This is a genomic window from Streptomyces sp. NBC_00341, from assembly GCF_041435055.1.
Taxonomy (GTDB): domain Bacteria; phylum Actinomycetota; class Actinomycetes; order Streptomycetales; family Streptomycetaceae; genus Streptomyces.
Genome location: NZ_CP108002.1, coordinates 1,947,505 through 1,969,321, shown reverse-complemented (window position 1 = coordinate 1,969,321; position 21,817 = coordinate 1,947,505). Strand labels below are relative to the sequence as shown.

Genomic DNA, 21,817 nt, shown 5'->3' with positions numbered 1-21,817 from the left:
CCCGGACCGGTCAGCCGACCGCCTCGCGCACCACCTCACGCGCCCCCGGCGGCCTTGTGACGCAAGGCCTCACGCACCCCCGGCGGTCACACGCGCCCCGGTGGCCGCGCGGACCACGTCCGGTGCGTTGGTGATGATGCCGTCCACGCCGTAGCCGGTCACCCGGAGCGCGTGCGCCGCGTCGTTGACCGTCCAGGTGTCGACCTGGAGCTTCTTGTGGTGCGGTCCCTTCAGCGCGTGCACCGCCGCGACGTACTCGCCGGAGACCGAGGTGTACGTCGGGTTGATCCGGTCGGTGAACTCGGCGTACGCGGGCAGCTCGGCGACGGCCGGGGTGCCCAGGAAGCCCGTGATGACGTCCGGACGCTGCTTGTGCACCGTGCGCACGCTGTCCGCGCCGAAGCTCTGGATCACGAGGCGGTCCCGGACGTGACCGGCGTCCAGCCACCCCTCCTGGTCCAGCACCTGAAGGGCCGCCCGCTCGATCCCGGGGTAGGTCTCGGGGCTCTTGATCTCCATGAGCAGGCTCTGGTGGTTGTGCTCGATGCGTTCCAGGTACTGCCGGAGCGTGGGCACCCGGGTACCGGCGTACCGCACACCGAACCAGCTCCCCGCGTCCAGCCTGGCGATCTCGGCGGCCGTGAAGTCCTTGACCGCCCACGGCGCGCGGTCCGGGAAGACCTCCTCGGCGTCGGTGGTCCGCTTCAGATCGGTGTCGTGGATGACGACGAGAACGCCGTCCTTGGTGAACTGGATGTCGTTCTCCACCCAGTCGAAGCCGAGCGCGTGGGCCCTGTCCACGGCCGCGAGGGTGTTCTCGGGGGCGTAGGCCGACGCGCCCCGGTGGGCGATGACGAGCGGGGCGCCGCTCGGAGCGGCGGTGGCGCGGGTCACCGGCACGGCGGGTCCGGCGGCAGCGGTGGAGGTGTCCGGGACGGGTACGTCGGTGTTCGACAGCAGGAACGTGCCGGCGGCCAGCAGGGCGGCGGCAGCGACGGAGGCGGTAGCGGTAGCGGTGCCTGCGTGCACGTGGACTCCTTGCGTGGGGTGCGGAGCGTCGGAGTTGCGGACGGCCTGAGCGTCGCAGCCGCCGCCGAACGGGGGAGAGGCGAAGGGTGGCCACCATGTGAACGGCCGCCGGGGACCGCGTCATGGACCGGTGCCCCTGTCGATAAAGTGCAGTTCTTCTGTTTGTTTGCCGGGCCTCGCGCCTCAGGACAGGCCCTAGGGTCGTCCGCACCCGGGCTTCTGCGAAGGACGTGTGTATGCAGGGCACAATCGACGGTTTCAGTTATGGGGCGGTGACCCCCGTCGCGGCGTTCCTCATGGCCTGCCTCGGCGCGGCACTCGGCCTGCGCTGCACCACCCGGTCTCTGCGCACGGAACGTTCCTTCAAGGCCGGCTGGCTGGCTCTCGGCGCGACTTCCATAGGCTCCGGGATCTGGACGATGCACTTCATAGCGATGATGGGTTTCTCCGTCGAGGAGGCGCCGATCGGCTACGACAAGGCGATCACCTTCGCCAGCCTCGCCGTCGCGATCGTCGTGGTCGGTGTCGGGATCTTCCTGGTCGGGTACCGGGGCGCCACCCCGATGGCGCTGGTGACGGGCGGCACGATCACCGGACTCGGCGTGGCCACCATGCATTACCTCGGCATGGCCGGGATGCGACTTGATGGGCAGTTCGAGTACGACACGATCACCGTGACGCTCTCGGTGGTCATCGCCGTGTCGGCCTCGACCGCCGCGCTCTGGGCCGCCGTCTCGATCCACGGCTTCCTGCCCAGCCTCGGCGCCGCCGTCGTCATGGGCGTCGCGGTCAGCGGAATGCACTACACGGGCATGGCGGCGCTCCGGGTCCACCTGCACGCGGCCGCCTCCACCGGCACCACCGGGGGTGACACCCCGACCGGCCTCCTCGTGCCCATGCTGATCGGCCCGGCCTGCTTCCTGCTGGTCGCCGGGGTCGTCGTGATGTTCGACCCACTGGTGGTCATGGGCACCCCGGACTGGGAGGACGCCGCTGCCGGACGGGCCCTCGGCATCCCCGCCCAGCGCCAGGTTCCCCGGTTCGGCACGCACGCCGACCCGGCTTCCTTCCACTCGCAGCGGCGCAACCCCGTGGAGCACCACGACCGCTGACCCGCCCCGTTGTCAGTGGGGGGTCGTACGGTGGTTGCATGCGGCCCGTTTCGAAGATCGAACGTTCGGTGGCGCCTTTCGAGGTCGTCAGTCCCTACCAGCCCAGCGGCGACCAGCCGACGGCCATCGCCGAGCTGGAGCGGCGTGTCAGGGCAGGTGAGAAGGATGTCGTGCTGCTCGGCGCGACCGGCACCGGAAAGTCGGCGACCACCGCCTGGATGATCGAGAAGCTGCAGCGCCCCACCCTGGTGATGGCGCCGAACAAGACCCTCGCCGCCCAGCTCGCCAACGAGTTCCGCGAGCTCCTGCCCAACAACGCCGTCGAGTACTTCGTCTCGTACTACGACTACTACCAGCCCGAGGCGTACGTCCCGCAGTCGGACACCTACATCGAGAAGGACTCCTCGATCAACGAGGAGGTCGAGCGGCTGCGCCACTCCGCGACGAACTCCCTGCTCACCCGGCGTGACGTCGTCGTGGTCGCCTCCGTCTCCTGCATCTACGGCCTCGGCACACCGCAGGAGTACGTGGACCGCATGGTCCAGCTCAAGGTGGGCGACGAGATCGACCGCGACCAGCTGCTGCGCCGCTTCGTCGAGATCCAGTACAGCCGCAACGACCTGGCGTTCACCCGGGGCAGTTTCCGGGTGCGGGGCGACACCATCGAGATCTTCCCGGTCTACGAGGAGCTCGCCGTCCGCATCGAGATGTTCGGTGACGAGATCGAGGCGCTCTCCACCCTCCACCCGCTCACCGGCGAGGTCATCAGCGAGGACGAGTCCCTCCACGTCTTCCCCGCCAGCCACTACGTGGCGGGTCCTGAGCGCCTGGAGAAGGCCGTCGGCGGCATCGAACAGGAGCTGGAGCAGCGGCTTGCCGAGCTGGAGAAGCAGGGCAAGATGCTGGAGGCCCAGCGGCTGCGGATGCGCACCACGTACGACATCGAGATGCTCCGCCAGATCGGCACCTGTTCGGGTGTCGAGAACTACTCGATGCACTTCGACGGCCGCACCCCCGGCAGCGCGCCCAACACCCTCCTGGACTACTTCCCCGAGGACTTCCTGCTCGTCCTCGACGAATCGCACGTCACCGTGCCGCAGATCGGCGCGATGTACGAGGGCGACGCCTCCCGCAAGCGGACCCTCGTCGACCACGGCTTCCGGCTGCCGTCCGCGCTGGACAACCGCCCGCTGAAGTGGGAGGAGTTCCTCGGACGGATCAACCAGACGGTCTACCTCTCCGCCACCCCCGGCAAGTACGAGCTCTCCCGGGGCGACGGCTTCGTGGAGCAGATCATCCGGCCCACCGGTCTCGTCGACCCGGAGATCGTCGTCAAGCCCACCGAGGGCCAGATCGACGACCTGGTGCACGAGATCCGCAAGCGCACCGAGAAGGACGAGCGGGTCCTGGTCACCACCCTCACCAAGAAGATGTCGGAGGACCTCACCGACTACTTCCTGGAGCTGGGTATCCAGGTCCGCTACCTGCACAGCGACGTCGACACCCTGCGCCGCATCGAGCTGCTGCGCGAACTGCGCTCGGGCGAGTACGACGTCCTGGTCGGCATCAACCTCCTGCGTGAGGGCCTCGACCTGCCCGAGGTGTCGCTCGTGGCGATCCTCGACGCCGACAAACAGGGCTTCCTGCGGTCGGGTACTTCACTGATCCAGACCATCGGCCGTGCCGCTCGTAACGTGTCCGGGCAGGTCCATATGTACGCGGACAAGATCACCCCGGCGATGGCGCAGGCGATCGACGAGACCAACCGGCGCCGCGAGAAGCAGATCGCCTACAACACCGAGCGGGGAGTCGACCCGCAGCCGCTGCGCAAGAAGATCAACGACATCGTGGCGTCCATCGCCCGCGAGGAGGTCGACACCGAGCAGCTGCTCGGCACCGGCTACCGCCAGGCGAAGGGTGCCAAGGCGCCCGTGCCCACGCTGGGCATCAAGGCCGGTTCCGCGAAGACCAAGGGGGACGGGGCGGTGGTCACCGACCGCCCGGCCACCGAGCTCGCCGGGATCATCGAGGAGATGACCGACCGGATGCGCGCGGCCGCCGCGGACCTGCAGTTCGAGGTGGCCGCCCGACTGCGCGACGAGGTGGGGGAGTTGAAGAAGGAGTTGCGCCAGATGCGGGAGGCGGGCCTGGCCTGACCCCGCGCTGCGGGGTGTGTTGCAGGAACGACACAAAACGGCCCGGACCCGATGCGCTGGTGGAGCGAATGCGTAGGGTGCTGGAAACCGCGCAAGGACGGTTTGCGGGGAAGCGGAGAGGGGACAGCGCGTGACGGTCAATATGACCAAGGGCCAGGCCATCAGCCTGCAGAAGAGCGACGGGGGGACCCTGACCGCGGTACGGATGGGGCTCGGCTGGCAGGCGGCGCCGCGCCGCGGCCTGTTCGGTTCGCGCACCCGGGAGATCGACCTGGACGCCTCGGCGGTCCTGTTCGCCGACAAGCAGCCGGTCGACGTCGTCTTCTTCCGGCACCTCGTCAGCGACGACGGCTCGGTCAAGCACACCGGGGACAACCTGGTCGGCGGCGCCGGTTCCGGCGGCGACGACGAGGCGATCCTGGTCGACCTCCAGCGGGTGCCGGTCCACATCGACCAGATCGTCTTCACGGTGAACTCCTTCACCGGACAGACGTTCCAGGAGGTGCAGAACGCCTTCTGCCGCATCGTCGACGAGACCAACGGCCAGGAGCTCGCCCGCTACACCCTGGACGGCGGCGGGCAGTACACCGCCCAGATCATGGCGAAGGTGCACCGCTCGGGCAACGGCTGGCAGATGACCGCCATCGGCAACCCGGCCAACGGCCGCACCTTCCAGGACCTCATGCCGGCGATCCTGCCGCACCTGTAGGCGGAGCCGGGCCAGCCGGTCCGTATCGGTAACGCGCAGCTCCCGGAGGCATCGGCCGCCGGGAGCTGCACCGCATCACCACCACCGCATCACCACCACCGCATCACCACCGCGGCACGGCGCCGCGCGGCAGCAGACTCGTCGAGGGGACAGGGCAATGACGGCCGAGCTGGTCCGGGGGCAGAACCACACCTTGCCCCAGACCCGTCTGGAGATCCGGATTTCGGCAGGCGCGCCGGTCGTCGCCGGAGCCACGCTCGGGGACGAGCACGGCACCGTGCACGGCGTGGAGCGGATAGCCCACCCCGGCTCACCGCAGCTGCCGGGGCTCGAGGTCTCCAGGCAGGCGGCGGCGGAGCACCGGCTAGCCGTCGACCTCGACGCCCTGCCCGAAGGCGTGCACCGGGTCACCGTGCTGCTCGCCCTGCCGCTGGAGGCGGGCGGTCCGGCCCGGTTCGGAGCCGTGGCCGCGCCCTTCGTCGCCGTCACCGGACTCGAAGGCACCGAGATCGCCACCTTCACCCTGACCGGCCTGGACAGTGAGTCCGCGGTCGCCGCCCTGGAGCTCTACCGCAGGCACGGCGCCTGGAAGGTCCGCGCGGTCGGCCAGGGCTATGCGGGCGGTCTCGCCGCGATGCTCGCCGACCAGGGCGTGGACCGGGCCGTCGAACTGGCCGGTTCGATCCAGGAGGCCGTCGCCCGCGGCCTGGCCCGCTCGGTGTCACCGCCGCCGCCCCGCACCCCGGAGGGCGACCGGGTCCGGCACCCGGCGCGACCGGCACCCGCCCAGGGCGGCGGACAGCCTCCGGCCGGACAGCCCCCAGCCGGACAGCCCCCAGCAGGGGGACACCCCCGAGCCGGGCAGCCCACCGTCGGGCCGCCGGCCGCCCGGCAACCCGAGCCACCGGCCGCCGTCCCGTCCGGCCCCATCGACTACGCGCACCCGCGCCGCCAGTCCGCCGCGCCTCCGCCGCCCCCGCCCGCCGCGCCGCCCGCCGGGCCCGGACAGCCGGCGCAGCCCGTCGCCGGGGACGCGACCGGCTGGTCCATGGACGAGCGCCTCTACAACCAGATCTGGGGGATGTTCGAGGACCTGGCCAGGGCCACCGCCGCCTACCGCAGCGCGGTCGACTTCGCGGAGTCCCGGATGGACCAGGAGCTGGAGCGGACCCTGTCCGACCCGCGCAGCCGGATCGGCGGTGCGGGCGACCTCGCCCGTGAGCAGGCCCGCGCCAAACGCGACGAGCTGACCGGCCGGGCCCGCGAGGCGCTGGACCGCGACCTCGCCCAGCTGGCCGCGGAGTCCGCCGTGGTGGAACCCGCGCTGCCCGCCCCTTACGCGGGCTGGGACAACCCCGTCTGGCACGCCTACCGGGTGCCGATGGAGATCCCGATGGCGCTGCGCATCGGTGACCTGCACCTGCCGGAGAGCGCCGCCCTGCGCATCCCGCTGCTCGTACGGCTGCCGCTGGAGCGCGGGATCTGGATCGACAGCGGGCGCACGGCCTCGGAGGCCGCCGCCCTGACGGACAGCGACCAGTTGCACCGGCTGGCCATGGAGAGCGCGGTGCTGCACGCCGCCCGGCTGCTCGCCGTCTACCCGGCGGGCGAGTTCTCGGTCCACGTCATCGACCCGGCCGGATCCGCCTCGGCCGCGCTCGCCCCGCTGGTCCGCTCCGGGGTGCTCGCGGGTCCGCCCGCGTCCGGTGCCGGGGGAGTGTCCTCGGTCCTCGCCCAGCTCACCCGGCGGGTGGACCTGGTGCAGATGGCGATCCGGGCCGGCGCCGCGGACTCACTGCCGCCCGACCTGGACCCGGCCGAGCAGCTGCTGATCGTCAACGACTTCCCGCACGGCTTCGACGACCGGGCCGTCAACCAGCTGCGCTACCTCGCCGACGAGGGGCCGTCCGTCGGCGTGCACCTGCTGATGGTCGCGGACCGGGAGGACGCCTCCGCGTTCGGGCCGGTACTCGATCCGCTGTGGCGGTCGCTGCTCCGGATCACTCCGGTTGCCGACGACCATCTGGCCGACCCCTGGGTCGGCCACGCCTGGACGTACGAGCCGCTGGCGACGCCTCCGGGCAGCCGCGTGCTTGAGCTGGTGCTCGACCGGGTGGCGGCCGCCCGCCGCGGCGGACCCCGCTGACCTGCTCCGCCGCCGCCCACTCACTACCCCCCTGACCTGGGCCTTTGGTTCCCCTTTAGCTTTCTCTTTACCTTTCCTTGGTAATTCCTGTACTGTTCTTTGGGCGGAGGGGAGTACTCCCGATCGCGGCGTTCCCGTCAGTACGGACTGTGACCGGTCCCGGGGCGCCGGCCAGGCGCGCAGCCCGCGCGCCCAGGTGGAAGAGACCTCCGGCAGCGACGACGCTGATCAGTAGCCGTAGCGAACTGCCGGAGGCGCAGTGGACGTTTCATGGACCCTCTGGGCGCTGACCATCCTTGGTCTCAGCGCCCTCATCGCCGTCGACTTCTTCATCGGGCGCAAGCCCCATGACGTGTCGACCAAGGAAGCCGGAATCTGGACGGTCGTCTGGATCGCCCTGGCCGCCCTCTTCGGGCTCGGACTGCTCGTCTTCGGTGAGACCCAGGCCTCCGGCGAGTTCTTCGCCGGTTTCATCACCGAGAAGTCGCTGAGCGTCGACAATCTCTTCGTCTTCGTGCTGATCATGGCGAAGTTCTCGGTGCCCTCGCACCTCCAGCAGCGGGTGCTGCTCTTCGGTGTGCTGATAGCGCTGGTGCTGCGGGCGATCTTCATCGCCGCGGGCGCCGCGGTCATCGCCAACTTCTCGTGGGTCTTCTACATCTTCGGCGCGTTCCTGATCTTCACCGCCTGGAAGCTCATCCAGGAGGCGCGGGCCGACGAGGAGGAAGAGGAGTTCGAGGAGAACCGCCTCCTGAAGACGATCGAGCGCCGCTTCGGTGTCGCCGACAGGTATCACGGCACGAAGCTCTTCATCCGGAACAACGGCAAGCGCGTCCTGACGCCCCTGATGGTCGTCATGCTCGCCATCGGCACCACCGATGTGCTGTTCGCGCTGGACTCGATCCCGGCGATCTTCGGGCTGACCCAGGACCCGTACATCGTCTTCACCGCCAACGCCTTCGCCCTGATGGGCCTGCGGCAGCTGTACTTCCTGATCGGCGGTCTGCTGAAGAAGCTGGTCCACCTCAGCTACGGGCTCTCGGTGATCCTCGGCTTCATCGGCGTCAAGCTGGTGCTGCACGCCCTGCACGAGTCCGGGGTGCACGTTCCGGAGATCTCGATCCCGGTCTCGCTCGGCGTCATCTGCGGCGTGCTGGTGATCACCACGATCACCAGCCTCCTGGCCACCAGGAAGCAGGCCGCCGCGGAGAGCGCGAAGGCCGAGGACGGTGCGGACGACGGTGCGGACAAGGGCGCCGGAATCGACGCCTGACCGGGCCCGCGAGGCGGTGACGCCCGCGGCGCGGCCCCGGTGCCCTCCCGCTGTACGGGGGGCACCGGGGCCGTTTCACCAGCCTCGGGCCCGCCACTCGGGCAGTCGCGGGCGCTCGTCGCCCAGGGTGGTGTCGTCGCCGTGGCCCGGGTAGACCCAGGTCTCGTCCGGCAGCGGGGCGAAGAGCTTGGTCTCCACATCGTCCAGCAGGCTCACGAACGCCTCGGCGTCCCCGAAGGTGTTGCCGACCCCGCCCGGGAAGAGGCAGTCCCCGGTGAACAGGTGCGGGGCGCCGTGCGGGTCGTCGTAGAGGAGCGCGATCGACCCCGGTGTGTGCCCGGTCAGGTGGCGGGCGGTCAGGGCGACCTGGCCGACCCGGATCGTGTCGTCGTCCTCGACGAGCACATCGGTGGGGACCTCGATCCCCTCGGCGTCGTAGCGCCCGGCGTACGTACGGGCGCCGGTGGCCGCCACGACCTCGCCCAGCGCCTGCCAGTGGTCGCCGTGCCGGTGGGTCGTGACGACCGAGGCGATCGAGTCGTCACCGATCAGCCGCAGCAGGGTCCCGGCCTCGTTCGCCGCGTCGATCAGGAGCTGCTCGCCGGTGGCCCGGCAGCGCAGCAGATAGGCGTTGTTGTTCATCGGGCCGACGGCGACCTTGGAGATCATCAGGTCCGTCAGCTCGTGTACGTCCGCCCGCCCGCCGACCTTGACCACTCCGCTGTACGTCATGCGTCTCAGCCTATAGCGGGGGCAGTGCGGGCAGGGAGTGCCCGCCCTCGACGGTCAGCGCGGACCCGTCGCGGCGCCCGCTGAGCCAGCCGAGCAGCTCGGGCGCCGTCCCGCGGACCGCTACCGGGCCGCCTTCCTTCCCGCCCCCCGTCGTCCAGGTGCGGCCCGTGTCGTCGGCCACGCTCGTGGACACGACCTCCGGGTGACCGGTGAACCGCTCGGCCAGGAAGCCGATCACCCGGGCGGTGAACTCGTCCGGCAGATCCTCCAGCTCGTACCCGACCCCCAGGTCGACGTGGTGCAGCTCGACCTCGTTGCGGCGGCGGAAGGGGATCCGGGAGGCCGAGTCCGTCACACCGTTGCGCATCGCGACCGTGCGTGACCAGTCGGCCGGGGCGGCGGCCGCCGCCACGAAACGGGCCGCGCTCTCCGCCAGGTCGGCCAGCTGTTCGGCCTGCGGCCGGGGGGCGTCGCGCTCGATTTCGAGGTCGCGGGTTTCGCTGTCTGCGTACATCGGCCGACCCTGGAGAACATTTACCAGCGCGTCGGCGTTACGTGAAAGGTGCGCGACGACATGGCCCCGGCTCCAGCCGGGCAGCCGCGACGGCCGGGCGAGCTCGGAGTCGTCCAATTTCGCCGTGGCGCTGAGCAGCCGGGCGGTCGCTTCCCGCAGTGCGTCCAGGTCATGCACGTGTTCAGTCATGGGGCCGAGAGTAGTCCCGCCACTCGATCGGGTGAAGGAGTCATCAGCCGTCCGTAAATCGAATGCGCGTGCTATACGCTCGGAGTCGAAAGCTCCGTACATCGCTGTGGCACCCCCCATACCCTGGGGCAGGGGCTCAGTTCCCCCGCTTCTCTCTAGAAAGGTGCGGACCGGCGTGGCCGACCGTCTCATCGTCCGTGGCGCTCGCGAGCACAACCTCAAGAACGTCTCGCTCGACCTTCCCCGCGACTCCCTCATCGTCTTCACCGGGCTCTCCGGGTCGGGCAAGTCGTCGCTCGCGTTCGACACGATCTTCGCCGAGGGGCAGCGCCGTTACGTGGAGTCGCTCTCCTCGTACGCCCGGCAGTTCCTCGGCCAGATGGACAAGCCGGACGTCGACTTCATCGAGGGCCTGTCGCCCGCCGTCTCCATCGACCAGAAGTCGACCTCGCGCAACCCGCGCTCGACGGTCGGCACCATCACCGAGGTCTACGACTACCTCCGGCTGCTCTTCGCCAGGATCGGCAAGCCGCACTGTCCCGAGTGCCACCGGCCCATCTCGCGCCAGTCGCCGCAGGCCATCGTGGACAAGGTGCTCGGCCTGCCGGAGGGCAGCCGTTTCCAGGTCCTCTCGCCGCTGGTGCGCGAGCGCAAGGGCGAGTTCGTCGACCTCTTCGCCGACCTCCAGACCAAGGGCTACAGCAGGGCCAGGGTCGACGGCGAGACCATCCAGCTCTCCGAGCCGCCCACGCTCAAGAAGCAGGAGAAGCACACCATCGAGGTGGTCATCGACCGCCTCACCGTCAAGGACAGCGCCAAGCGCCGGCTGACCGACTCGGTCGAGACCGCGCTGGGCCTCTCCGGCGGCATGGTCGTGCTCGACTTCGTCGACCTCCCCGAGGACGACCCCGAGCGCGAGCGGATGTACTCCGAGCACCTCTACTGCCCGTACGACGACCTCTCCTTCGAGGAGCTGGAGCCGCGCTCCTTCTCCTTCAACTCGCCCTTCGGCGCCTGCCCCGACTGCACGGGCATCGGGACCCGCATGGAGGTCGACCCGGAGCTGATCGTCCCCGACGAGGAGAAGTCCCTCGAAGAGGGCGCGATCCACCCCTGGTCGCACGGCCACACCAAGGAGTACTTCGGCCGCCAGATCAACGCGCTGGCCGAAGCCCTCGGCTTCCGTACGGACATCCCCTGGGCCGGGCTGCCGCAGCGCGCCAAGAAGGCCCTGCTGCACGGCCACAAGATCCAGACCGAGGTCCGCTACCGCAACCGTTACGGGCGCGAGCGCGCCTACACCACGCCCTCCTTCGAAGGCGCCGTCCAGTTCGTCAAGAGGCGGCACTCCGAGGCGGAGAGCGACTCCAGCCGGGAGCGCTTCGAGGGCTACATGCGCGAGGTGCCCTGCCCGACCTGCGAGGGCACCCGCCTCAAGCCGATCGTCCTGGCGGTGACGGTGATGGAGAAGTCCATCGCCGAGGTCTCCGCGATGTCGATCAGCGAGTGCGCCGAGTTCCTCGGCCGGATGAAGCTGAACGCCCGTGACAAGAAGATCGCGGAGCGGGTGCTCAAGGAGGTCAACGAGCGGCTGAAGTTCCTGGTCGACGTGGGCCTGGACTACCTCTCGCTGAACCGCGCGGCCGGCACCCTGTCCGGCGGCGAGGCCCAGCGCATCCGGCTCGCCACCCAGATCGGCTCCGGCCTGGTCGGCGTGCTCTACGTGCTGGACGAGCCCTCCATCGGCCTGCACCAGCGTGACAACCACCGGCTGATCGAGACCCTGGTCCGGCTCCGCGACATGGGCAACACCCTCATCGTCGTCGAGCACGACGAGGACACCATCAAGGTCGCGGACTGGGTCGTCGACATCGGCCCCGGCGCCGGTGAGCACGGCGGCAAGGTGGTCCACTCCGGTTCGCTCAAGGAGCTGCTGGCCAACGAGAAGTCGATCACCGGTCAGTACCTGACCGGCAAGAGGTCGATCGCGATGCCCGACGTCCGGCGTCCCGTCGACCCCTCGCGGCTGCTCACGGTGCACGGCGCCCGGGAGAACAACCTCCAGGACATCGACGTCTCCTTCCCGCTCGGTGTGCTGACCGCCGTGACCGGTGTCTCCGGCTCGGGCAAGTCGACCCTGGTCAACGACATCCTCTACACCCACCTGGCGCGCGAGCTGAACGGCGCCAAGTCGGTGCCCGGCCGGCACACCCGGGTCGACGGGGACGATCTCGTCGACAAGGTCGTGCACGTCGACCAGTCGCCCATCGGCCGTACACCCCGTTCCAACCCGGCGACCTACACCGGCGTCTTCGACCACGTCCGCAGGCTGTTCGCGGAGACGATGGAGGCCAAGGTCCGCGGCTACCTGCCGGGCCGGTTCTCCTTCAACGTCAAGGGCGGCCGCTGCGAGAACTGCTCCGGCGACGGCACCATCAAGATCGAGATGAACTTCCTTCCGGACGTGTACGTCCCGTGCGAGGTCTGCCACGGAGCGCGCTACAACCGGGAGACGCTGGAGGTCCACTACAAGGGCAAGTCCATCGCAGAGGTGCTGGACATGCCCATCGAGGAGGGCCTGGAGTTCTTCGAGGCCGTGCCGACCATCGCGCGCCACCTGCGCACGCTCAACGAGGTCGGTCTCGGATACGTCAGGCTCGGCCAGTCCGCGCCGACGCTCTCCGGCGGTGAGGCGCAGCGCGTGAAGCTGGCCAGCGAGCTGCAGAAGCGCTCGACCGGCCGCACGGTCTACGTGCTGGACGAGCCGACCACCGGTCTGCACTTCGAGGACATCTCCAAGCTCATCAAGGTGCTCTCCGGCCTGGTCGACAAGGGCAACACGGTGATCGTCATCGAGCACAACCTCGATGTCGTCAAGACCGCCGACTGGGTCATCGACATGGGCCCCGAGGGGGGCAACGGCGGCGGTCTGGTCATCGCAGAGGGCACCCCGGAGTACGTGGCCGGAGTCCCCGCCAGCCACACCGGCAAGTTCCTCCAGGGCATCCTGGACGCGGACCGGGTCAGCGAGGCGGCGGTTCCCGCAGCCCGTAAGCCGGTCCGGAAGACGGCCGCGAAGAAGGCGGTCGCCGCGAAGTCCGCCCCCGCCAGGAAGACGGCGACGGCGAAGGCCACCGGCACGGCAGCGGCCAAGAAGCCCGCGGCGAAGAAGCCCGCCGCCAAGAAGGCGGCCCGCGCGCGCAAGGCCTGACCTCAGGCCTTGCGCGCAGGGCCTGACATCGGGCGAGGCGGCGGTTCCCGGTCCGGGAGCCGCCGCCTCGCGGCATGTTCCGCAGCCGCAGTGCCGCACCGCACCGCACCGTGCTGTACCGCAGCCGTCCCGCGCGACCTGCCTTGCCGCACCGGCCCCGGGCGCCGGGGCATCCGTCTCCGCCGGTATCGTCGGTTACGTCACCGATGCCTCCGCTGCCGCTGCTGTCCCAGGCACCTCTGGCACCGCACCGAATCCCTCAGAACCAGTGGAGACCGCATGCCCGGCCAGCCCGCCGCCCGCCGTACCGTGCTGAAGGGCGCCGCTCTCGTGGGCGTCGCCGGGCTGGGAACGGCCGCCTGCTCGACCGACTCGAAGCTCGGGCACGCCCAGACGCCGACCCCCACCGCACCCGTCGAGCTCGGCGCCCCGGACGAGGTGGCGGTGGGCGAGTCCAAGCTCTTCCGCGAGCAGCGCGTCATCGTCAGCTGCCCGGCCAAGGGCCAGTACAAGGCGTTCAGCGCCCAGTGCACCCACGCGGGCTGCCTGCTGGACAAGGTCGAGGAGAACGAGGGGCACTGCCCCTGTCACGGCAGCCGCTTCGACACCACCACCGGCAAGGCCGTGCACGGTCCGGCGACCGTGCCGCTGCCCTCCGTCCCGGTCAGGGTCGAGGGCGGCCGGCTGGTCGCGGGCCCCGACGCCTGAACCGGCCCGAGGTCTGAAGCCGCCCCGGCCGGCTCAGGCCGTGCCCCCGCTCACTCCCAGTCCCAGTCGATGCCGACCAGGCCGGGCCGCACCCCCTGCTCCACCAGGTGGACCGTCCGGTGGCGGCCGGTGAGTGTGAGGTCCGTCCGGGCGCCGCGCGGCGCCCCCGCGGACACCTGGACGAAGCGCCGGCACCGGACCGGCAGCGCCTCCTCGTCGAACCGGACCTGGAGCACGTACTGCCCGCCGCCGAAGCTGAAACCGCGCACGTACTCGCCGCAGGGCCCGCCCGTACCGTCCTCGAAGCCGTAACCGAAGAGGTACGTGTCGCCCGCCCGCAGCCGGGTGTCGAAGAGCAGCTCCGCGACCAGCACCCCCGCCGCCGCGTCCCAGCGGACCCGCCCCGTCCGGCAGTTCTCCCGCGCGCTCACCCCGACCCGGGCCGGATCGCAGCCCGGATCGCCGCGGTACACGGCGAGATAGCGGTCGATGCCGTCGCGGTGGGCGCGCACCACGTGCTGGGAGCTGCGCCGCTGCATCCGGCGGCCGGGCCCGATCCGTACCCGCTCCTGGTGCCCCACCGTGTGCAGCCCGCCGTCCGCGGGTGACTCCATCGCGGTGAGCAGCCGCTCGACCGCGCCGGACGCGTCCACCAGGGAGCGGTACGAGCGGCCCTGCGGGCGGTCGGCCTCCTGGCGGGACTCCCCGGGCCCCAGCAGCCCGAGCAGCGAGTTCCCCGGCAGCTCCAGCACCTCCTCCAGCGCCTTCACGGCCCGCAGGGACTCCGGGCGCTGCGGACGTCTGGCGCCCTGCTGCCAGTAACTCAGGCTGGTCACGCCGACCTTCACCCCGCGGTGCGCCAGATGGTGCTGCACCCGCTGGAGCGGCAGCCCGCGCACCGAGAGCGCGGTGCGCAGAGCCAGATGGAACGGGCCGGTGTGCAGCACCTGCGCCAGTTCGGCCTCGGTGTGCTGCATGGGTCCTCCAGGTGAACGTTCACGTCGCGCGGGGGCGGGGCCGCGCCGGTGGATGCCGGTCCGCAGGTGGCCGGGGGGAGGCGTTCACGCAGCCGCCCCTGGCGTTCACACCGCGATGTTCCCCCGCATTGAAGCGTGTTGACCCGTTCCCGACAACGGTTGATGCTCCTCGACAGCGTCCGGACGCGCTCCTTGGAACCCCACCCCCCGCCCCGGGAGGACCACCATGCGCAACCGAAGAGTCAGGCCCAGAAGGCTGTCGGTCACAGCCCTGCTCGCCGCTGTCCTGCTCGCCGTACCCGCGGCGACCGCCACCGCGTCGGATCAGAGCCGCTCCGCACCCACCGCCACCCTCGCCGCCGCCCAGCGGCTGAACATCACCATGCAGGCCCAGCAGAAGACCAACTGGTGCTGGGCCGCCGCAGGCAACACCGTCGCCGCGTGGTTCGGCCGCAACCACACCCAGAACGAGTTCTGCAACGCCGCGTTCGGCCGGGCCCAGGGCTACGAGTGCCCCAACTCGCAGGCCTCGCTCGGCAACGTCCAGGACGGTCTGTACTGGGCGGGCATCAACCCCGGCTCGTACGTCACCGGCTGGCTGCGCTACCCCACCGTGCAGGCCGAGATCAGCGCCGGGCGGCCGGTGGAGACCCGCATCCAGTGGTCCTCCGGCGGCGGCCACATGCACGTCCTGTACGGCTACGACGACGCGAACAGCTGGGTCTACTGGGGCGATCCCTGGCCCTCCAACAACCGCTACAACTGGGCCTCGCACGCCTGGTACGTGAACAACAGCGAGTTCTCCTGGACCCACTCGCTCTACCGGATCGGGGCGTGACGGCATGACCTCCACCCGTACCGCACGCGGTGCGCGTCCCTTCGCCGCCGCCCTCGCCGCGAGCGGGGTGCTGGCGGGCGCCGCCCTGCTCACCGTCGCCCCGCAGGCCGCGGCCGACACCGGCCCCTCGGCCACCCCGGCATCCCTGGCGGCGGCCCATGAGGCGGCCACCGACGCCGCCACCCTGGACACCCTGTCCCGGTTCTTCGCCCGGGAGGGCGCCGTCACCAGGGCGGCCGCCGCCCCACGGATCGAGGGCGCGGCCGTGCCGGTCCGCACCCTGTCCGCCGGTTTCGTCGCCGGTGAACCGGGGGCGCCCGTCGCCGCGCTCGACTACCTGGCCAGCACCGCCGTCTCCTCCGACGGCCAGAAGGCGTCCCTGTGGACGCTGCCCGAGCCGGGCAAGGACGGGAGCTGGCAGGTGGTGAACATCGCCACCGGCGACGACGAGACCCGCTACGCCGCCGCGGGCGCCCGCGAGCTGCCCGGCGGCATCGTCTTCCGGGAGCCGCAGATCGACGCCTGGTACGTCCAGAAGGGCAGCCGGGTGCTCCCGCTGGACCGGGACGCGGTGGGCGCGGTCGGCAAGGACGGCACCACCCTGGCCGCCTACCGCACCCGGGTACGGTCCGCGTACGCGGACAAGCTCCCCGGCTCCGGGTACGCCCGCTCGGGCCGGGCCGGCGGCTACGGGCCGTCCGCAGAGAAGGCCCCGGCGGTGCGCTCCGGACCCGCCATCGCGGCCGACACCGGCCAGGCCACCGCCCTGACCGCCACCTCGGGGGCGGCGGCCGCGGGCGCCGCCGTACTCGCCCTGTTCGCGGTCGCCGCCCTGCGCAACCGCGGACGCCGCCGCGGTCGGGGGTGACGGCGGATCCCGCCCGCCCCCGAAGACCCCGGGCTCCGGGACACGTGCCCCCAATCCGTGTCCCGGGGCCCGGCGCCACCCGTGCGCACCCCGCGCTGTCACCGCCCGCAAGTAGGGTGGGAGACATGGCAGACCCCTCCAGCTACCGCCCCAAGCCGGGACAGATCCCCGACTCCCCGGGGGTCTACAAATTCCGCGACGAACACCGCCGGGTGATCTACGTCGGGAAGGCGAAGAACCTGCGCCAGCGCCTGGCCAACTACTTCCAGGACCTGGCGGGCCTCCATCCGCGTACGCGCACGATGGTGACCACCGCCGCGTCCGTGGAGTGGACCGTCGTCTCCACGGAGGTGGAGGCGCTCCAGCTGGAGTACTCCTGGATCAAGGAGTACGACCCCAGGTTCAACGTCAAGTACCGGGACGACAAGAGCTATCCGTACCTCGCCGTCACGCTCAACGAGGAGTTCCCGCGCGTGCAGGTGATGCGCGGGGCGAAGAAGAAGGGCGTGCGCTACTTCGGTCCGTACGGCCACGCCTGGGCGATCCGCGAGACGGTCGACCTGATGCTGCGGGTCTTCCCCGTCCGCACCTGCTCCGCCGGTGTCTTCAAGAACGCGGCCAGGACCGGCCGCCCCTGCCTCCTCGGCTACATCGGCAAGTGCTCGGCCCCCTGCGTGGGCCGGGTCACCCCCGAGGAGCACCGCGAACTGGCCGACGACTTCTGCGACTTCATGGCCGGCCGCACCGGCGCCTACATCCGCCGCCTGGAGAAGGACATGACGGCGGCGGCCGAGGAGATGGAGTACGAGCGGGCGGCCCGCCTCCGGGACGACGCGGAGGCGCTCAAGCGCGCGATGGAGAAGAGCGCCGTCGTGCTCGCCGACGCCACCGACGCCGACCTCATCGCGGTCGCGGAGGACGAGCTGGAGGCCGCCGTCCAGATCTTCCACGTCCGGGGCGGCCGGGTGCGCGGCCAGCGCGGCTGGGTCACCGACAAGGTGGAGAACGTCGACACCTCCGGGCTCGTCGAGCACGCGCTCCAGCAGCTGTACGGCGAGGAGGCCGGGGACGCGGTCCCCAAGGAGGTCCTCGTCCCGGCCCTCCCCGAGGACCCGGACGCGGTCTCCCAGTGGCTGGCGGAGCGCCGGGGCTCCCAGGTCAGCCTGCGCATCCCGCAGCGCGGTGACAAGAAGGACCTGATGGCCACGGTCCAGCGCAACGCCCAGCAGGCCCTGGGGCTGCACAAGACCAAACGCGCCTCCGACCTGACCACCCGCTCCCGGGCCCTGGAGGAGATCTCCGAGGCCCTCGGCCTGGACACGGCCCCGCTGCGCATCGAGTGCTTCGACATCTCCCACCTCCAGGGCGACGACGTGGTGGCGTCGATGGTGGTCTTCGAGGACGGGCTGGCCCGCAAGGGGGAGTACCGCCGCTTCCAGATCAAGACCTTCGAGGGACAGGACGACGTCCGCTCGATGCACGAGGTGATCGGCCGCCGCTTCCGCCGCTACCTGCACGAGAAGGAGCACACGGGGGAGTGGGAGGAGAACCCCGCGCAGACGCCTGAACAGACCTCGCAGACGCCTGAGCAGACCGCCGGGCCCGCCCCCGTTCCCACCGGCCCCGTTCCCACCGGCCCCGCGCCCACCGGCCCGGTCCCCGCGCCCACCGGCCCCGCCCCGGATTCGGCGGCCGAGCCCCGCGAGGACGACGGCCGGCCCAAGCGGTTCGCCTACCCGCCGCAGCTCCTCGTGGTCGACGGCGGCCAGCCCCAGGTCGCCGCGGCCAAGCGGGCGCTCGACGAGCTGGGCATCGACGACATCGCGGTCTGCGGCCTGGCCAAGCGCCTCGAAGAGGTCTGGCTGCCCGATGACGACGACCCGGTGGTCCTGCCCCGCTCCAGCGAGGGCCTCTACCTCCTCCAGCGCATCCGCGACGAGGCGCACCGCTTCGCCATCACCTACCAGCGCGCCAAACGGGCCAAGCGGGTCCGCTCCAGCCCCCTGGACGACGTGGCCGGTCTCGGCGATACCCGGAAGCAGGCGCTGATCAAGCATTTCGGCTCCGTGAAGAAGCTGCGGCAGGCGACAATCGACGAGATCTGCGAGGTCCCGGGGATAGGCCGCAGAACGGCGGAATCAGTGGCCGTCGCGCTCGCCTCGACCACCCCGGCCGCGCCCGCCGTGAACACGGCCACAGGAGAGATCATTGAAGAGGACGACGGGGGCAGTACGACATGACTGAGCGCGAACATGAACAAGGGCACGACCGCACAGACCGAGCAGACGGAACAGACGGAGCAGCACACGTGAGTACCGGCACCCCGGCCGAGACGGCCGACAGCGCCGCCGCCATCCCCGAGCTGGTGATCATCTCCGGCATGTCGGGCGCCGGCCGCAGCACCGCGGCCAAGTGCCTGGAGGACCTCGGCTGGTTCGTCGTGGACAACCTGCCGCCCGCGCTGATCCCCACCATGGTGGAGCTCGGCGCCAGGTCCCAGGGCAACGTCGCCCGGATCGCCGTGGTCGTGGACGTACGAGGCCGCCGCTTCTTCGACAACCTCCGGGAGTCCCTCGCGGACCTGGAGGCCAAGGGCGTCACCCGGCGGATCGTCTTCCTGGAGTCCTCCGACGACGCCCTGGTCCGCCGCTTCGAGTCGGTCCGCCGCCCGCACCCCCTCCAGGGCGACGGCCGCATCGTCGACGGCATCGCCGCCGAGCGCGACCTGCTGCGCGAGCTGCGCGGCGACGCCGACCTGGTGATCGACACCTCCAGCCTCAACGTGCACGAGCTGCGCGCCAAGATGGACGCCCAGTTCGCCGGTGACGAGGAGCCGGAGCTCCGGGCCACGGTGATGTCCTTCGGCTACAAGTACGGGCTCCCGGTCGACGCCGACCTCGTGGTGGACTGCCGGTTCCTGCCCAACCCGCACTGGGTCCCCGAGCTGCGCCCCTTCACCGGGCTCAACGAGGAGGTCTCCGCGTATGTCTTCGACCAGCCGGGCGCCAAGGAGTTCCTCAACCAGTACACGGAGCTGCTCCAGCTCATCGCCGCGGGATACCGCCGCGAGGGCAAGCGGTACGTGACCATCGCCGTGGGCTGCACGGGCGGCAAGCACCGCTCGGTGGCCATGTCGGAGAAGCTGGCGGCCCGGCTCGCCACCGAGGGGATCGAGACCGTGCTCGTACACCGGGACATGGGGCGCGAGTGACCAGTCGCAATCTGCGTCTGCGCCGGCTGAGCAGGGCCACCTCCGCACTGTCCGGCCGCAAGCGGGGCGCGCAGCCCAAGGTCGTCGCGCTCGGCGGCGGCATGGGGCTGTCCGCCTCGCTGGCCGCGCTGCGGCGGATCACCGGTGATCTGACCGCCGTGGTAACCGTCGCGGACGACGGCGGCTCCAGCGGACGGCTCCGCGAGGAGCTGGGCGTCCTGCCGCCCGGCGACCTGCGCAAGGCGCTGGCCGCCCTGTGCGGCGACGACGACTGGGGCCAGACCTGGGCCCAGGTCATCCAGCACCGCTTCCAGTCCAAGGGCGATCTGCACGAGCACGCCGTCGGCAATCTGCTGATCGTCGCCCTGTGGGAGCAGCTCGGTGACCACGTCCAGGCCCTGGACCTGGTCGGCAAGCTCCTCGGGGCGCACGGCCGGGTGCTCCCGATGTCCGCCGTGCCGCTGGAGCTCCAGGCGCTCGTACGCGGGCACGACCCGGAGCGCCCGGACGAGGTGGACACGGTCCGGGGCCAGGCCACCGTGGCGCTCACCCCGGGCGAGGTGCAGTCCGTGCACGTCGTCCCGGCCGACCCGCCGGCCGTCCCGGAAGCGGTCGCGGCGGTCCTGGACGCGGACTGGGTGGTGCTCGGTCCCGGGTCCTGGTTCTCCTCGGTCATCCCCCATCTGCTCGTCCCCGATCTGCTGGACGCGCTGATCGAAACGAAGGCCCGGAAGGTCCTCTCGCTGAACCTCGCGCCGCAACCCGGTGAAACAGATGGCTTCTCTCCGCAGCGTCATTTGGAGGTTTTGGGACGACACGCCCCTAAACTCGCCTTGGACGTGGTGCTGGCCGACGAGGCCGCCGTGCCCGACCGCGAGTCCCTCGCCGATGCCGCAAAACGGCTCGGTGCCGCGGTCGAGCTGGCGCCCGTGGCCTCACCCGACGGCGTTCCGATTCATGATCCGGAGCTGTTGGCCGCCGCGTACGACCGTATTTTTCGGATGCATGGAAGGATCGGCCCATGGCGATGACGCCAGCGGTGAAGGACGAAATCTCTCGGCTTCCCGTAACCCGGACCTGCTGCAGGAAGGCAGAAGTCTCGGCGATTCTTCGGTTCGCGGGTGGGCTGCACCTGGTGAGCGGCCGGATTGTGATCGAGGCGGAGCTGGACACCGCGATGGCGGCGCGCCGGCTGAAGCGGGACATCCTCGAGATCTTCGGGCACAGCTCGGAGCTGATCGTGATGGCCCCCGGCGGGCTGCGGCGCGGCTCCCGCTACGTCGTACGAGTGGTGGCGGGCGGCGACCAGCTGGCCCGTCAGACGGGTCTGGTGGACGGCCGCGGCCGTCCCATCCGCGGGCTTCCCCCGCAGGTGGTCTCGGGGGCCACCTGCGATGCGGAGGCCGCCTGGCGCGGGGCGTTCCTGGCACACGGCTCGCTCACCGAGCCCGGCCGCTCCTCCTCGCTGGAGGTGACCTGCCCGGGACCGGAGGCGGCCCTCGCGCTGGTCGGCGCCGCCCGTCGGCTCTCCATCGCGGCCAAGGCCCGCGAGGTGCGCGGCGTGGACCGGGTCGTCGTCCGCGACGGCGACGCGATCGGCGCCCTGCTCACCCGGCTCGGCGCCCATGAGTCGGTGCTGGCCTGGGAGGAGCGGCGGATGCGGCGCGAGGTCCGTGCCACCGCCAACCGCCTCGCCAACTTCGACGACGCGAACCTGCGCCGGTCCGCCAGGGCCGCCGTGGCCGCGGGTGCCCGGGTGGGGCGCGCGCTGGAGATCCTGGGCGAGGAGGTGCCCGAGCACCTCGCGGCGGCCGGGCGGCTGCGCATGGAGCACAAGCAGGCCTCCCTGGAGGAGCTGGGCGCCCTGGCCGATCCGCCGCTGACCAAGGACGCCGTCGCGGGCCGTATCCGCCGGCTCCTCGCGATGGCCGACAAGCGGGCCCAGGACCTGGGTATCCCGAGCACGGAGTCCACCCTCAGCGAAGAGCTGGCCGACGGCCTGGTCGGCTGATTCGCACTCCTGCCGTCGGGCGGCGCGGGAACGCGCCACGGCCCCGGGGGCGTTGACGCTGCGTAATCGTGGCGGCGGACGGGGCCGGACAACCGGAGGCCCGTACTCCTACCGAGGAGTACGGGCCTCCGTC

17 protein-coding genes are annotated in these 21,817 nt (G+C 71.1%); 13 read left to right on the top strand and 4 right to left on the bottom strand.

Translation table 11 applies throughout. From position 1 onward, the window contains the following. Positions 1-69 precede the first annotated feature (69 nt). Positions 70-1,029 carry a glycerophosphodiester phosphodiesterase family protein gene (locus OG892_RS08770; RefSeq protein WP_073735412.1) on the bottom strand — a complete coding sequence of 320 codons (960 nt, stop codon included), beginning with the start codon at positions 1,027-1,029 and terminating at the stop codon, positions 70-72. A 236-nt stretch (positions 1,030-1,265) separates the two neighbouring features. Between OG892_RS08770 and OG892_RS08765 the strand changes: the two genes are divergently transcribed. The 5 genes from OG892_RS08765 (at position 1,266) to OG892_RS08745 (ending at position 8,425) form a co-directional block, all read left to right on the top strand. Further along, positions 1,266-2,141, top strand: coding sequence for an MHYT domain-containing protein (locus OG892_RS08765; RefSeq protein ID WP_371628846.1), 876 nt, complete (start codon positions 1,266-1,268; stop codon positions 2,139-2,141). A gap of 38 nt (positions 2,142-2,179) precedes the next feature. After that, complete coding sequence (gene uvrB, locus OG892_RS08760; RefSeq protein ID WP_073735636.1) at positions 2,180-4,297, top strand: excinuclease ABC subunit UvrB; 2,118 nt, start codon at positions 2,180-2,182, stop codon at positions 4,295-4,297. A 130-nt stretch (positions 4,298-4,427) separates the two neighbouring features. Next, a complete protein-coding gene (locus OG892_RS08755) occupies positions 4,428-5,006 on the top strand; it encodes a TerD family protein (RefSeq protein WP_073735411.1) in 579 nt (192 codons plus the stop codon). A gap of 157 nt (positions 5,007-5,163) precedes the next feature. Beyond that, positions 5,164-7,152 (top strand): TerD family protein, encoded by a 1,989-nt coding sequence (locus OG892_RS08750; protein ID WP_371628845.1) that lies wholly within the window; start codon positions 5,164-5,166, stop codon positions 7,150-7,152. A 259-nt stretch (positions 7,153-7,411) separates the two neighbouring features. Continuing rightward, complete coding sequence (locus OG892_RS08745) at positions 7,412-8,425, top strand: TerC family protein (RefSeq protein WP_371628844.1); 1,014 nt, start codon at positions 7,412-7,414, stop codon at positions 8,423-8,425. Positions 8,426-8,500: 75 nt separating this feature from the next. Here OG892_RS08745 and OG892_RS08740 read toward each other — a convergent pair whose 3' ends face one another. Then, positions 8,501-9,157 carry an MBL fold metallo-hydrolase gene (locus OG892_RS08740; RefSeq protein ID WP_328697197.1) on the bottom strand — a complete coding sequence of 219 codons (657 nt, stop codon included), beginning with the start codon at positions 9,155-9,157 and terminating at the stop codon, positions 8,501-8,503. Positions 9,158-9,167: 10 nt separating this feature from the next. Continuing rightward, positions 9,168-9,860: a maleylpyruvate isomerase family mycothiol-dependent enzyme gene (locus OG892_RS08735; RefSeq protein WP_371628843.1), complete on the bottom strand. Its 693-nt coding sequence runs from the start codon at positions 9,858-9,860 to the stop codon at positions 9,168-9,170. A 175-nt stretch (positions 9,861-10,035) separates the two neighbouring features. On the opposite strand from OG892_RS08735, the gene uvrA reads away from it, so the two are divergent. Together uvrA and OG892_RS08725 are read left to right on the top strand one after the other, a co-directional pair. Then, positions 10,036-13,071 carry an excinuclease ABC subunit UvrA gene (uvrA, locus tag OG892_RS08730; RefSeq protein WP_327336355.1) on the top strand — a complete coding sequence of 1,012 codons (3,036 nt, stop codon included), beginning with the start codon at positions 10,036-10,038 and terminating at the stop codon, positions 13,069-13,071. A gap of 279 nt (positions 13,072-13,350) precedes the next feature. Then, the gene (locus tag OG892_RS08725) at positions 13,351-13,779 is read left to right on the top strand and encodes a Rieske 2Fe-2S domain-containing protein (protein ID WP_327336354.1); all 429 of its coding nucleotides are present in this window, start codon (positions 13,351-13,353) and stop codon (positions 13,777-13,779) included. Between the two features lie 50 nt (positions 13,780-13,829). Here the strand turns inward: OG892_RS08725 and OG892_RS08720 are convergent, their stop codons facing one another. After that, on the bottom strand, positions 13,830-14,756 hold the full coding sequence (locus OG892_RS08720; RefSeq protein WP_327336353.1) for a hypothetical protein: 927 nt from the start codon (positions 14,754-14,756) through the stop codon (positions 13,830-13,832). 226 nt (positions 14,757-14,982) lie between these two features. Here OG892_RS08720 and OG892_RS08715 point away from each other — a divergent pair, with 226 nt between their 5' ends. From OG892_RS08715 to whiA, 6 genes are all read left to right on the top strand, one after another. Then, entirely contained in the window at positions 14,983-15,594 is a 612-nt protein-coding gene (locus OG892_RS08715; protein ID WP_371628842.1) for a papain-like cysteine protease family protein, read from the top strand. 4 nt (positions 15,595-15,598) lie between these two features. Beyond that, positions 15,599-16,462 carry a hypothetical protein gene (locus OG892_RS08710; protein ID WP_371628841.1) on the top strand — a complete coding sequence of 288 codons (864 nt, stop codon included), beginning with the start codon at positions 15,599-15,601 and terminating at the stop codon, positions 16,460-16,462. 125 nt (positions 16,463-16,587) lie between these two features. After that, a complete protein-coding gene (gene uvrC / locus OG892_RS08705; RefSeq protein ID WP_371628840.1) occupies positions 16,588-18,702 on the top strand; it encodes an excinuclease ABC subunit UvrC in 2,115 nt (704 codons plus the stop codon). Further along, a complete protein-coding gene (gene rapZ, locus OG892_RS08700) occupies positions 18,699-19,673 on the top strand; it encodes an RNase adapter RapZ (protein ID WP_073735400.1) in 975 nt (324 codons plus the stop codon). Before uvrC ends, rapZ begins: the two co-directional genes overlap by 4 nt. Beyond that, a complete protein-coding gene (gene yvcK, locus OG892_RS08695; protein ID WP_073735399.1) occupies positions 19,670-20,704 on the top strand; it encodes a uridine diphosphate-N-acetylglucosamine-binding protein YvcK in 1,035 nt (344 codons plus the stop codon). Before rapZ ends, yvcK begins: the two co-directional genes overlap by 4 nt. Next, the gene (gene whiA, locus OG892_RS08690; protein ID WP_024494235.1) at positions 20,695-21,684 is read left to right on the top strand and encodes a DNA-binding protein WhiA; all 990 of its coding nucleotides are present in this window, start codon (positions 20,695-20,697) and stop codon (positions 21,682-21,684) included. The genes yvcK and whiA overlap by 10 nt, the downstream gene beginning before the upstream one ends. The last annotated feature ends 133 nt before the right edge of the window (positions 21,685-21,817 follow it).